The organism is Micromonospora sp. NPDC049645 (assembly GCF_040675155.1).
Taxonomy (GTDB): domain Bacteria; phylum Actinomycetota; class Actinomycetes; order Mycobacteriales; family Micromonosporaceae; genus Micromonospora.
The window spans coordinates 353,158-365,898 of record NZ_JBFAOI010000006.1; the positions used below are offsets into that span (position 1 = coordinate 353,158).

The 12,741-nt window shown below is 71.9% G+C and carries 12 protein-coding genes; 2 read left to right on the forward strand and 10 right to left on the reverse strand.

Going from position 1 to position 12,741, the window contains the following annotated elements; all coding sequences use genetic code 11:
• Positions 1-14 precede the first annotated feature (14 nt).
• The 3 genes from AB0J33_RS17160 to AB0J33_RS17170 all read right to left on the reverse strand — a co-directional run bounded on the left by AB0J33_RS17160 (position 15) and on the right by AB0J33_RS17170 (position 3,045).
• Positions 15-1,226, reverse strand: a complete 1,212-nt coding sequence (locus tag AB0J33_RS17160; RefSeq protein ID WP_363614527.1) for a hypothetical protein — start codon at positions 1,224-1,226, stop codon at positions 15-17.
• A 94-nt stretch (positions 1,227-1,320) separates the two neighbouring features.
• A complete protein-coding gene (locus AB0J33_RS17165; RefSeq protein WP_363614529.1) occupies positions 1,321-1,854 on the reverse strand; it encodes a hypothetical protein in 534 nt (177 codons plus the stop codon).
• Between the two features lie 45 nt (positions 1,855-1,899).
• Entirely contained in the window at positions 1,900-3,045 is a 1,146-nt protein-coding gene (locus AB0J33_RS17170; RefSeq protein WP_363614531.1) for a hypothetical protein, read from the reverse strand.
• 167 nt (positions 3,046-3,212) lie between these two features.
• On the opposite strand from AB0J33_RS17170, the gene AB0J33_RS17175 reads away from it, so the two are divergent.
• Positions 3,213-4,754, forward strand: coding sequence for a gluconokinase (locus AB0J33_RS17175; protein ID WP_363614533.1), 1,542 nt, complete (start codon positions 3,213-3,215; stop codon positions 4,752-4,754).
• A gap of 25 nt (positions 4,755-4,779) precedes the next feature.
• On the opposite strand, the gene AB0J33_RS17180 is transcribed toward AB0J33_RS17175, so the two are convergent.
• Positions 4,780-5,064: an antibiotic biosynthesis monooxygenase gene (locus AB0J33_RS17180; protein WP_363614535.1), complete on the reverse strand. Its 285-nt coding sequence runs from the start codon at positions 5,062-5,064 to the stop codon at positions 4,780-4,782.
• A 156-nt stretch (positions 5,065-5,220) separates the two neighbouring features.
• On the opposite strand from AB0J33_RS17180, the gene AB0J33_RS17185 reads away from it, so the two are divergent.
• A complete protein-coding gene (locus tag AB0J33_RS17185) occupies positions 5,221-6,588 on the forward strand; it encodes a serine hydrolase (protein ID WP_363614537.1) in 1,368 nt (455 codons plus the stop codon).
• A gap of 7 nt (positions 6,589-6,595) precedes the next feature.
• Here AB0J33_RS17185 and AB0J33_RS17190 read toward each other — a convergent pair whose 3' ends face one another.
• The 6 genes from AB0J33_RS17190 to AB0J33_RS17215 form a co-directional block, all read right to left on the reverse strand.
• Entirely contained in the window at positions 6,596-7,366 is a 771-nt protein-coding gene (locus AB0J33_RS17190) for a hypothetical protein (RefSeq protein WP_363614539.1), read from the reverse strand.
• Positions 7,367-7,471: 105 nt separating this feature from the next.
• Positions 7,472-8,230, reverse strand: a complete 759-nt coding sequence (locus AB0J33_RS17195; RefSeq protein ID WP_363614541.1) for a MerR family transcriptional regulator — start codon at positions 8,228-8,230, stop codon at positions 7,472-7,474.
• Between the two features lie 50 nt (positions 8,231-8,280).
• On the reverse strand, positions 8,281-10,536 hold the full coding sequence (locus AB0J33_RS17200) for an EAL domain-containing protein (protein ID WP_363614543.1): 2,256 nt from the start codon (positions 10,534-10,536) through the stop codon (positions 8,281-8,283).
• Between the two features lie 324 nt (positions 10,537-10,860).
• Entirely contained in the window at positions 10,861-11,094 is a 234-nt protein-coding gene (locus AB0J33_RS17205) for a zinc-ribbon domain-containing protein (protein WP_363614545.1), read from the reverse strand.
• Between the two features lie 179 nt (positions 11,095-11,273).
• Positions 11,274-12,143: an SRPBCC family protein gene (locus AB0J33_RS17210; protein WP_363614547.1), complete on the reverse strand. Its 870-nt coding sequence runs from the start codon at positions 12,141-12,143 to the stop codon at positions 11,274-11,276.
• Positions 12,136-12,693 carry a helix-turn-helix domain-containing protein gene (locus AB0J33_RS17215; protein ID WP_363614549.1) on the reverse strand — a complete coding sequence of 186 codons (558 nt, stop codon included), beginning with the start codon at positions 12,691-12,693 and terminating at the stop codon, positions 12,136-12,138. The genes AB0J33_RS17210 and AB0J33_RS17215 overlap by 8 nt, the downstream gene beginning before the upstream one ends.
• Positions 12,694-12,741: the final 48 nt, after the last annotated feature.

The window sequence follows — 12,741 nt, forward strand, 5'->3', positions numbered from 1 at the left end:
GCGCGGGCCGCTGATCAAGGCGCTGGAGACGGGCAGAGCAACGGATCCAGCAACGGCAACCGGACAGGATCCAGGCAGACCGTCAGCAGTCCCGGGTCCGGTGAAGACGTCGCGGTCGGGGTCGGCGAGGGCGACTCGGCGGGCGTCGTCGGGAGGGGCGTCGCGGGCGGGGTCGTGGTGGGAACCGGAGCAGGCGTCGGCACCGCACCGGCCGACGCCTCCGGGGCGACGGACGGCGGGGCGACCGGCGGCCCGGCCAGCACGTTGGCCGGTACCGCCGCAGCGGAGACGGCGGGTTGGATGGCCGCCTCGCGCGATCGAGCGTACGGCCGGCTCGGTGCGGCACGGCCGACCGATCCGACCCTGACCTTCGGTGCCACCGGCCCAACGGAACCGATCGGAACGAGGGCCACCCCATCCGTCGGGACGTCCAAGGCGACGACCTCCGCCGAGGGCACCGGCCCGCGAGGGGCCCACGCGCCCGGCCCGAGTGCACCGGGGCCCAGCGTCACGAACACCACCGCCGCGACGGCTGCGGCGCCGAGCGCCCGCCGGTCGGGGCGTACTGCCGTCAGTGGCGCCTCGTCCGGGCGCACCATCGGCAACGGCGTGGGCCGGGCGTCCCGGTGCGCGGCCAGCAGCGCGTCGACCTGCGCGATGACGTCGGTGCGATGGTCGGCAGCCGCGAGGGTCAGGTAGAAGCGGAAGTTCACCACGGCGTTGGCCGGCACCAGGAGGCCATCGAGTCGTCCGTGGTCGGGCAGCAGGGTGACCGCGGCGTGGGGGTGGTGGGCGGGGCCGACCAGGTCGGCGTACCGCCACTCGCGCCGGTGCGCATGACCGCCGAAGGCCACCCGTCGGCTGGTCACGACGGCCATGCCGGTGTCGACGGTCCGCAGGCCCGCCGGCAGGGCTTCGGAGGAAGCCTCCGTGAAGGAACAGCAGCCGCCCGGGGTGGGCAGACCGGGGACGTGCCGCGCCTCGGCTTCGACCAGCGTGGCGACGGGGAGGACACGGAAGACGAGTTCGTCGTCGTCGAGGTCCACCGGCAGGCCGGTGCGGGGCTGCGTACAGCCGAGGAAGCTGGCGGCTTCGATGCGGAGCCGGGCCAGGTGGTCGTCGCGGCGCCGCCAGTCTTCGGTGGCGTCGCGGTACGCGCGCTGCCGCCGCTCGTTCTCGCGCTCCGCCCAGGCGATCCGCCAGGGGGCGCAGGACACAGAGGTCACGGTCACACGCGGTACAACCGCTCACGTACGTGACAGGGAACGCCACTCGGATCGATGCATCCCGTTGCGCCCGAAAGGAGAGAATTGCAGGTGATCAGCCGGCTCGCCGGCGGTACGGCTGCGGACCGTGGTTCGGAAACCGTGACTGGGTACGCGGCGGGTACGCCGCGCAGTGCTCGGCCCAGTGCTCGGCGGCGGTGGCCAGGGCATCCGCGGAGACGGTGAGGACCAGCGGGTAGATCGCGGTGGACGGGCGGCGCATCCACGGTGGCAGTGACTCGGCGGAGAACTCCACGATCAGTTCCAGCCGGCGGCGGCGCAGCACCCGGGTGCGCAGCGCCAGGTTGGGTTCGGTGAAGCGGACCATCGCCGGTGGCGCGCTCAGCCCGAGGGCGGCGGTGGCCTGTCCGTGCAGCCAGCCGCCGAGCGCGCGGGCCTCCTCGACCATGAGGCTCGGGTAGTGATGGGACCAGGTCTGACCGTCGGCGGTGCGGGCGTCCACCTCGATGAGCAGCCAGTCGTGCCAGCCGGGCGTGTCCCCGTCGGGCTCGTCGGGCGGGTCGACGCCGGGCTGGTAGCCGACGGGGCGTATCCGCACCCGCGCGCCATCGTCAGACCGGATCTCCACTCGATCATTCTGGCCGAGCAAAGCGGACTTCAGACCCCGAATCGGTCACTTGGTGATGGTCCGCCGTACGCCGTCGTGCTCGGTGCAGGCGCTGGACCGGCCGCCGGCCAGGCTGACCGAGCCGTCTCGGCACTGCACCAGGTAACCACGACCGGCCCAGAACTGCGGTACGCAGTCGAACCAGTCACATACCTCGGCCGCCGGCTTGCGGATGCGGGTGCCGCCACAGAAGTCGTACCCCAGCGGGTTCTCCGGGGCCCCGCAGCGCGGGTCGCCCTGGCTGGCGCTGGGCGACGGACGTGGCGACTTCGCCGGCTTCGGCGGCGGGGTCCTCAGCGCCAGGGTCGGGCCGATCAGCGCGGGCGCGGCGCTGGCCGTGGGCGCCGGGGTGGCGGCGGCGGCGACCTCCGCGCCACCGGTCGGGTCGGACGGGTCCGACTCGATAAGCGCCGCCGGCACCAGCAGCGCGATGGCGGAGGCCACCGCGATACTCCTGCGGCCACCGGGCACGAACGACGACAGCCGGGCCTGCCCGGGGGTGGCCACCGCCGGCCGGAACGGCTTGAGCTGGGCATGCTCCGCGATCAGCTCGTCGAGCTGGGTGAGCACCGCGGCGCGCTGTTCGATCGCGTCGGCGAAGGCCAGGGTGAGCTTGAACCGGAAGTCCGGCGCGGCGTCCGTGGGCAGCAACAACCCGGAGGTACGCCGCCGGTCCAGCACCTGGATCAGGGTGACCGGCGCCGCCGGGTCGTGGGCCAGACCGGTCATCCGACCGTACGCCCAGTCGCGCCGGCCTCGACCGCCGAGCAGCACGAGCCGACGACTGGTGATCACGGCCATGCCGGCGTCGGTGACGCGTACGCCGTCCGGGCGGCGCGGACGCAGTGGCCCGGTTCGCGGGGCCACCGTGAGGTCCGGCGCGGGCAGCACGCTGGTGTGCCGCACCTCGACCAGTTGGGCTGCGGGCAGGGCCCAGAGCACCACCTCGTCGGCGGCCAACTCCAGTGGCAGACCGGCCCCGGCGGCCACCGAGCCCTCGAAGTCGGCGGCCAGGGCGCGCAGCCGCCGTAACTCGTCGTCGCGTCGCCGCCACGCCGCCTCAGCGCCGCGGTACGTGCTGACCCGCCGCACGTTCTGCCGGTGCGCCCACCGGTATCGCCAAGTGGAACCCGTCGAATCAGTCTTTGCCACGCCGACTCCTTCGCCGCGCAGGCCACCAATCTGGGGTGTCACCCGGTTCAACCGGCGCGGCGCGCCGCCCGGACACGCCGAAACGGGCGAAATACCCAATCGGCGGAGCAACCCACACGATAGGGCGATAGTGTTGCGTCGATTCACGTCTGGAGGGGGTGGCGGTCGTGCCGCAGGTCACGCTGCCCGGGGTCGTGATCGGGGTGGACATCGGCACCACCAGCACGAAGGCCGTCGCGTACGACACCGACGGGCGGCAGCTCGGCAGCCACCTGATCGGCTACCCGCTGAACGACCCGCAGCCCGGTTACGCCGAGCAGGACCCCCAACTCATTCTTGAGGCGGTGCTCAAGTCGGTCAGCGTGGTCGTGGCCGAGTTGGTCCAACCGGTGTCCGGGCTGTCATTCGGCTCCGCCATGCACAGCCTGATCGGGCTGGACCCGGACGGCCATCCGCTGACCCCGTCGGTGACCTGGGCGGACTCGCGAGCGACCCGGCAGGCCGAACGGTTGCGGGCGGTGCCGTCGGGGCTGGCCCTGCACCGACGTACCGGCACGCCGATGCATCCGATGTCGCCGCTGCCCAAGCTGCTCTGGTTCGCCGAGCAGGAGCCGAAACTCTTCGAGCGGGTGGCGCACTGGGTCGGCATCAAGGACTGGGTGCTGCTGCGACTCTGCGGCGCGCTGGTCACCGACCACTCGATCGCCTCGGCCACCGGCCTGCTGGACATTCACCGGCTGGAGTGGGATCACGAGGCGCTGACCATCGCCGGGATCACCGAGGAGCAGCTGCCGCAGCTGGTCGCCACCACCGCCGTGTTGCCCGGTCTCACCCCGCAGGTCGCGGCCGAGACCGGCCTGCCGGAGCGCACCCCGGTGGTGGTCGGCGCGGGCGACGGGCCACTGGCGAACCTGGGCCTGGGCGCGGTGCACCCCGGCATGGTGGCCTGTTCGATCGGGACGAGCGGCGCGATGCGGGTGATGGTCGAGCGGCCCGGTGTGGACCCGCTCGGCGGGGTGTTCTGCTACGCGCTGACCGAGCGGCGCTGGGCGGTCGGTGGCGCGATCAACAACGGCGGCATCGTGCTGAAGTGGGCCGGGGCGGCGCTCGCCCCGGACCTGGGCGAACACTCCGAGGAGGACCTGGTCGCGCTGGCCGCCCGCGCACCGGTCGGCTCGGGTGGGCTCATCATGCTGCCGTACCTGCACAGCGAGCGGGCACCGCACTGGAGTGCCCTGCCGCGCGGCGCGTACGTGGGGTTGACCTACGGGCACCGCCGTGAGCATCTGGTGCGGGCCGCGTTGGAGGGCGTCTGCCAACAACTCGCGCTGGTGCTCAGCTCGGTGCGCGCGGCCGGCAACGAGGTGCGCGAGGTCCGGGCCGGCGGCGGCTTCGCCCGCAGCGGGCTGTGGCGGCAGATGCTCGCCGACGTGCTCGGCCTGCCGGTGAGCTTCCCGGCCGCACACGAGGGGTCGAGTTTCGGCGCGGCGCTGCTCGGCATGCAGGCGCTCGGGCTGATCCCCAGCATCGACGTCGCCGCCGACCTGGTGCGAATCGAGGAGACGGTGCGTCCCGACCCGGCCGCCGCCGCCACCTACGCGTCGCTGCTGCCGCTCTTCGCCGAGCTGTACGACGCCCTGACGCCCACGTTCACCTCGATCCGCCGGATGGCACCCGGCCTGCCCACCGACCCCGAACCGCCGATGTGACCGTCGCTGTCGTGCGGTGCGCGGGTCAGGCCGCCTCGACGCCGGAGATCAGGTAGCGGTGCACGTCGGCGTCGAGGACGGCCGCTGTCTGCGCGTCACTCGGCCCGGAGCCGCGAAACGCCGCCAACTGCTCCGGGGACTCCCAGCGTTCGTAGACGTGGATGCGACCCGGCTCCAGTGGATCGGCCGCGAGCAGGAAGTCGAGGCAGCCGGCGGTGGCGCGGGCCTGGGCGATGACCTGCGCGCAGTCGGCCAGGTATGCCTCACGTGCCGCCGGCTCGACCAGGAGGCTGCCTGCGATGATCAACATGGGCGGTCCCTCGGGGTGGAGTGCTGCTGATGCGGGTGATGCCACCGGGTCACAGTTATACCCCTGAGAGTGCCGCTCCGGGGGACATCGCCGCCCGGACGGGTGACGGCGGTCCCGCTGGTCTCAGCCGCCCCCGGCGCTCCATATCGTGCAAACGTGAGAAAAAGCGACAAGCGGCGCTCATCTTCCCTGCTGGGGGGCTCGGCCCGCGTACCCCGGAAATGGCTGTCGGCGGCGGTCGCGCTCGCGGTCCTCGCGACGACCGGGCCGGCCACCGCGGACGGTCCGGGCCGCGAGCCCATCGCGGACCCGGCGCAGACGACCCAGCCGGGGTACGGGCTTGAGCCGGGCGACGGGCAGAGCCACGAGCCCGGGGTGGACCCGACGCCGGGGCAGCCCCCGACCAGCGAGGTGTCCTGGCTGTCGTTTCCGGGCGGCGCGTTCGCGGTGGATTCGCTCGGGCGCACCGTGCGCTACCGGGCCTGCGACGGCGACACCGGTCGGGTCGCCGACCCGACCATGCGGGTCGCCGCCGGCGTGGCCAGCGGCGCGGTCGTGGTCGGGGGCACGGCCTACCGCTACCGGGTACCGCTGGTCGGGCGGACCGAGGGCACCCTGGAGGTGATCCAACCGCACCGGCCGCCGACGACGCTGACCGGCGTGGTGGTCACCAGCCCGCAGCCGCCCACCGACCCGGTCGCCGGAGCCCGACTGTTCCCGCTCAGCGGGCAACTCGCCCGGGTGGTCGCCGACGCGAGCCTCAACCCGGCCGGAGTCACCGTCCGCGACCTGTCCGGTCGCTACGGCGACCAGCAGATCGCCGTCAACGGCGCCCTCCGGCCGAAGGCGGCCAGCGTCATCAAACTGTGGATCCTCGTCGAACTGCTACGCCGGGTCGACTGTGGACAGGTCTCGCTCGACGACGGCGTGCTGGTCACCCCGGAGGACGTGGTCGGCGGCACCGGTCAGCTCCAGTTCGAGACGTTCCCGCAGGTGGTCACGCTGCACCGGCTGGCCCAATATCTGATCAAGTACAGCGACAACGTGGCCGCGAACGTGCTGATCACCTATCTGGGTGGGTTCGCCCCGGTCAACGCGTTGATCGACTCGATGAACCAACGCTCCACCATCCTGGCCCGCCGGATGCTCGACAGCGCGGCAGCGCAACGCGGCGAGGAGAACTACACCAGCCCGGACGACGTGGTGTCCCTGCTCGGCGCGGTCTGGGACGGTGAGATCCTCACCCCCGCTTCCCGCGACCTGATGATCGGCTTCATGCGGGAGCAGACCCTGAACACCAAGATCCCGGCGGCGTTGCCACCCGGGGTGCCGGTGGCCCACAAGACCGGTGACCTGCCGGACGCCTCACACGACGTCGGCTACTACCTGATCCCCGGCACCGAGACCGCCGTCGCGTTCCTCACCGCCGGACCGATGGCCACCGGCGACGAGACGGTCCGGCGGATGGCCCGCACCGTCTACGACTTCCTGGTCACCCCGGTCGACGGGGCGGTCGAGGAGTGAACCCTTGTCATGCGCCCGGGATGTTCGCCGGTGGGTCCTCGCCGACCAGGTCGGCCGCCGGCGGGTCGGCCGACACCGGCACCCCGAAATCCGAGTACGTCAGGTCGAGCTGGGCGGTCTGCGACTGCTCGCTGGCCAACTCGATGCGGTAGCGGACCAGCCGACCCTGCTCGTCGACGGCAGCCGTGAACGGCACCGCTCCGGCCCGGTCCCCGAGCACACCTTCGACACCGCTGCCCAGCACCGCGCCGCTCTCGCGCAGGTCCAGCGTGCCCGCGTACTCCCGGGTCGCGGTCTGCCGGACGCCGGCCGGCGCGGTCAACGTGCTGGCCAGCCGGCTGTTGTCCAGGCCCTGCTTCGCGGCCGGATCGCCCGGGGCGCCGACGTGCCACCAGGTCTTGCCGTCCCAGACCGGGACCCGTCGATCCGGGGCGGTGACCCGCACGTACACGTCCGGTCCGGTGGTCAACCGCTCGATCTTCACCACACCGCTGGGCACCTTCAGCGAGGTGGTCTCCAGACCACGCTTCGCCTTCGGGTCCCAGAGCAACACCGTGGCGTCCCCGCCCGCGCCGCCGGTGCCGACGGTCAGCTTGTACGGCTGCTCGTCGGCCTTCGCGGCGGCGGCCGTCAACACACCGGCCGGGTCGGCACCCGCCGACGCCGACGGGCGGCCCGTGTCCGGTTCGTCGTCGCCGGCGGCGACCAGCGCCCACACCCCGGCACCGATCACCACCACGAGCACGGCGACAGCGGCGATCAGCTTCGGTTTCGGCACGGTCGTCTCCCCCGGGCGGTGCGGTCCGGCCAGACTAGCCGGACCGCACCGACCCCGCTCCCGGTCGGCCTCCCGCCGCCGCTGTACCCGTCGGCCTTCCGGCGATCAGGCCCGGCTGATCGCGTTGGCGTGGATCGCCTCGTGCAGGTACGCGGCCAGCCCCGGGGCGATGTTCTCGAAGTACGCGGTGAACCGCTCGTCGGCCAGGTACATGTCGGCCAACCCGGTCTGCATCTCGTACGAACACTCGTAGAACCAGCGGCTGATCAGCTGCCGGTGCTCCTCGGCCAGATCCATCGCCTCCGGGCCGTCGGCCGGCGCGCCCGAGCCCATCAGCGCGACGATCCGTCGACCCCAGTCCTCGTTCTCCGCCTTGATCCGCAGCCAGTCGTCCTTGCCGTAGCGGGAGGCCCGCCGATTCGACTCCCGGTACGCGTCGGTGTCACCCCACCGCTGCGCCGCCTCGGCCTCGTACTGCTCCGGATCGACGTCACCGAAGACCTCGAACCGCTCCTGGGGCGTGAGTTGGATGTTCATCTTGCTCGCCTCCATCGCCAACTCGATCGCCGCGAGCATCTCCTGCAACCGCATCAGCCGTGCCGTCAGCAGCTCGTGCTGGCGGCGCAGGTGAGCGGCCGGATCGGCCGCCGGGTCGTCGATGATCGCGGTGATCTCCTCAAGCGGGAAACCCAGCTCCCGGTAGTACCGGACAAGTTGCAGCCGTTGCAGGTCCGCGTCGTCGTAGCGGCGGTAACCCGCCGAGGTTCGCCCGCTGGGCGAGAGCAGCCCGATCTCGTCGTAGTGGTGCAGCGTCCGCACCGTCACGCCGGCGAGCTTCGCCACCTGCCCCACCGTGTACGCCATGGTTCCCCTCCCTTCCGGGAACCAGGCTCCCGCCTGCCGTTACGTGAGGGTCAACTCCGATTCTGGCCCACCATGGCCGGGCCGTCCGGCCGCCCGTACAGATAGCCCTGGCCGCGTGGGCAGCCGATCGCGCTCACCGCGTCGTGCTGGCGCTCGGTCTCCACCCCCTCGGCGACCACCGCCAGGTCGAACGCGCCGGCCAGTCGGGTGACCATCTCCACCGTGGCGTACGCCCGGTCGTCGGTGCCCAGGCGGGCCACGAACGACCGGTCGATCTTCAGCTCGGTGGCCGGGATGCGGTGCAGGTAGCTCAACGACGAGTAGCCGGTGCCGAAGTCGTCGATGGCGATCCTGATGCCCAACTCGCGAAGCTGGTGCAGCCGTTCCAGCACCGCGTCGGTGCCCTCGATCAGCGCCGACTCGGTCAACTCCAACGTCAACGCCCGGGGTGCCAGCCCGGCGGCGCTGGTGGCCGCGGTCACCGTGGCGATCAGGTCCGGCCGGCGCAGGTGCGCCGCCGCGATGTTCACCGCGACGGTCGCCTCCGGCGCCCGGCCCCGCCAGGTCGCGGCGGCCCGGCACGCCTCGTGGATCACCCAGCGGTCGATCGGCAGGATCAACCCGGTCTCCTCGGCCAACGGCAGGAACCTCGCCGGCGGCAACATCCCCAACCGGGGGTGCCGCCACCGCACCAGCGCCTCGGCGCTGCGTACCGCACCGCTGTCCAGGTCGACGATGGGCTGGAACTCCAGGTGCAACTGATCCTCGTCGACCGCGCGGCGCAGGTCGGCGATCAACTCGGCGCGGGAGACAGCCGACTCGCGCAGCGCCGGAGTGCACGTCCGGTACGCGGACTTCCCGGCCGCCTTGGCTGCGTACATGGCGATGTCGGCGTCGCGGAGCAGGTCGGTGTGGGAGGCGTGCTGCGGGCCGAACTCGGCGATGCCGATGCTCGCCGACGGGTGCACCCCCACGTCCTCCTCGTCGTCGGAGGGCCGCAACGCGTCCAGCAGCCGCTCGGCCAACCGTTCGGGTGACACCGGCCGGTCGCCGTCGACCAGCACCGCGAACTCGTCACCGCCGAGCCGCGCGATGGTGCCGTCGTCGTCCACGGCCGTGTGCATCCGGGCCGCCAGACCGGTCAGCAGGGCGTCGCCGGTGGCGTGCCCGAACCGGTCGTTGACCTGCTTGAACCCGTCCAGGTCGAGCAGCAGCACCGCCACCGGTCGGCCGTCGCGCAGGGCGGTGCGCAATCGCCGGTTGAACAACAGCCGGTTGGGCAACCCGGTGAGCTGGTCACCGTACGCGAGCCGGCGCAGTCGGGCCACCAACCGGAGGTTCTCGTTGGCGGCCAAGCCCTGGCGTACGGCGAGGGCCGCCAGCAACACCATCATGGTCACGAAGACCAGCTGCGGGGTCTGCCCGGTGGGCCGACGGGCCAGCACCACCGCGATGATCGCCCCACCCACCGGCAGGTACGGCAACGCCACCCGCCACCAGGGCGGCAGCGGTGAATCGGCGCTGTCGTCGGTGCCGTCGCAGTCCGGTGGCGGCGGCCTCCGGGTGGCCAGGCCGATCAGCAGGTAGCTCAACGGCCAGCACAGGTCGATCGGGTGACCGGCGGCGTAGTCGGCGCGGGCGACCAGCGACACGTAGACGACATCGGCGACGACCCGCAGGGTGAGGCTCGCCGCGAGGACGCTCATCGGGCGCCACATCGGCCGGGCCGGGCCGGAGACCGCGACCAGGATGGTGAGCTGCATCAGGTCGAACATCGGGAAGAGCAGCCCCAGCGTGCGCGCCGGATCGGCCAGCTCGGCGGCGGCGACCCCACGGAAGACCAGCACCCACCCGATCGGCACCAGGGCCAGGGCGACGATCACCCCGTCCAGCAACGTACGGGCCCGCCCGACCGCGGTCCGTGGCGCGGACGGCGAGCTGAGCAGCGCGGCGGTGCCGGCGAGGATGCCGGCGGTGAAGACCACCCCGACCACCGGCGTGTGCGGCAGATCGCCACCGACGAGGCGTTGCACCGTCCAGATCACCCGACCGAACGCGGCGAGCGCCATGGTGACGGCGAGCAGCGTCCAGAACCGGCGCAGCGGCGCCGGATGCCGACGGGCCACCCCGACGCACGCGAGCGTCGCCCAGCCGGCGACCAGCATCGCGCCGACGTCACTGACCAGCGCGGCACCGGGCAACGCGGCGATCAGCCAGCCCGCCTCCAGCAGGATGACCGCAGCCGCGACGAACGCACCGGCGGGGTTGAGCGCCCCCGCAGCCTGCTTTCCGTCCTGACGGGACACGCTCGCTCCGGCTCTTTCGTCGTGCGTGCACCCTCGACAGGACCGGTCCACGGCAAACCCCGAAAGCCTAACCAGCGCTCAGATGAGCCGCCAGGGCCGAACGTGCACCCCGGCCCCGGCCGCCGGTTTCGGCCCGGGGGTCAACGGCCCGCGGACCGGTTCCAGGGGGAGCGGGGCAGCGAGGTCCCGGCCAACGGGCGGCGTGCGCGGCGACGTCCGCGCCGGCCGGGGGTGCAGGGCGGGCGGGCAACGGTGTGCACTGCCACGTCGACCGACGACGTTGGTCGGCCGATCAGCCAGCAGAGGAAACGTTCCATCGTCGGTTCAGCCGACCGGGAGGCGCTCGGCGTCGGACTTGGAGACCTCGTACTCGGCGCCGCAGAACGTGCACTGCTGCGCGTACCGGGTGCGGATCGGAATGAGCGGAATGAAGAACAGGGTGAACTTGGTCGAACGGCGGGTGATCACCTGCGCGGCCTGGTTGCCGCAGTGGCGGCAGACCTGCTGCACGACACCGGACCGGTCGACCTTGGTACGCAGACCAAAGATAAAGAACATCGCCCGCCAGTACCCACTCCACCGCGAAAAGTCACCACATCTCACCAGCGGATCGGCACAACCATCCCGCCCACCCAACGAGATCGTGCTCGACCCTGGATGTGGTGGCCTCCGGGATGAACGAGGCCACCACATCCCTGATCGAGCACGATCACGGTGCGACAATCAGGGTGCGACGGTCAGCTGGCCGTCGAGGGCTCCAGACCGGGGACCTCGGCGGGGAGCCAGATCGGCTGCCAGTTCGGCACCTCGTGGAATCGGCGCAGCTCGCCCAGCCCGGAGACCGTTCCGCTCCAGGCCGCGTACGGAGGGTTGGTCTCGTCGAAGCCGCTCTGCACGAAGGTCAGCGTGGTACGGCCACCGGATTCGGCCAGCTCCCAGCTCGTGACGCCGACCGGTCCCCAGTCGACGGACATCTTCCGGCCGGGCTCCAGGTCGACGACCTTGGCGGCGTAGCCGGCGTCGAACCCGCCCATCGCGTACCGGCCGCCGACCCAGGGCTCGATGCCGATCGGGTAGCCGAACCAGGCGCTGGCCTGCTCGGAGTTGGTGAGCGACTCCCACACCTTGTCGGCGGGGGCCGCGATGACCAGCTCACCGCGCAGGTCGGCCGAGGTGAAGTCGGTGCGTGGCAGCAGCGACCGGCCCTCCAGGTGGGCGGCCAGGTTGGCGACGGCCAGTGACCAGTACGTCTGGAGCACACCCCGGATGCTGGAGCCACTCATCGCCTCGGCGAAGTCGAAGTGGCTCTGGGTCAGCGTCAGCACGGTGCTGTCGGTGCCCTCGGCGGTCAGCTGGAACTCGGTGGTGGTCTCCACCCCGTCGAGCAGCCAGCTGAAGCGCAGCGTGTCGTCGTCGGCGTGCAGCAGCCGCTGGTGCGGGGCATCGCCCTCGGGCGTGTAGCGGCCCCAGAACTCGTACCGCTGGGGCAGCTCGACCTCGGCGTGCTCGGCCAGCCAGACGCGCAGCTCGGCCGGGTCGGTCAGGGCCTGCCGAACGCGCCCCACGGGCGCGGAGAGACGGGCCTGCACCTTCATCGGTTCACTCATTGTCGTTCCCTTTCGGATAGCAGGCGACGGCCAGCTTGAAGGCATCTCCTTCGCTGCCGCCGTAGCGGGTGAACAGGTCCTGAAGTGCGGTTTGCAGGTCGTGCAGGAACTGCTGGCGCTGCTCGGCCGGCACCCGGATCTCGCCGGAGACCCCGATCGAGGGCAGCTCGGGTGCTGCCCGGTCCAGACCGGCGATGTCGGCCTGGACCTCCTCCATCAGGTCGAGCAGGTAGCCCAGGCTCAGCTCGTCGCGGGCCCGGCGCAGGCCGATCCGGCCGACCAGCCGCGGGGACAGCCAGTAGGACCGGGCGGCGGCCTGGTAGATGCCCTCGGTGATGCCGCGGACCTTGCGCTCGTTGACCAGCTCGACCAGGCCGGCCGCGACGAGCTGCTTGACGTGGTAGTAGACGCGCTGCGGCGTCTGGTCGAGTCGGGCCGCGACCTCGGTGCAGGTGCGCGGCTCGGCCAGCTGCCGCAGCACCTCGACACGCTGCGGCTTGAGCAGGACCTCGGCCTGCTCGATCTGCTCCAGGTACAGGATCTCTCTCATGGCAAAATCAGTTTGTACGTACAAAACTTCTTTGTCAATGGCTTCGCG

Coding starts and splice junctions, on each gene's coding strand:
- AB0J33_RS17195 (WP_363614541.1), bottom strand. CDS start 8,230: ATGGCGTACACGGTGGGGCAGGTGGCGAAGCTCGCCGGCGTGACGGTG.
- AB0J33_RS17210 (WP_363614547.1), bottom strand. CDS start 12,143: ATGAGTGAACCGATGAAGGTGCAGGCCCGTCTCTCCGCGCCCGTGGGG.
- AB0J33_RS17205 (WP_363614545.1), bottom strand. CDS start 11,094: ATGTTCTTTATCTTTGGTCTGCGTACCAAGGTCGACCGGTCCGGTGTC.
- AB0J33_RS17180 (WP_363614535.1), bottom strand. CDS start 5,064: ATGTTGATCATCGCAGGCAGCCTCCTGGTCGAGCCGGCGGCACGTGAG.
- AB0J33_RS17215 (WP_363614549.1), bottom strand. CDS start 12,693: ATGAGAGAGATCCTGTACCTGGAGCAGATCGAGCAGGCCGAGGTCCTG.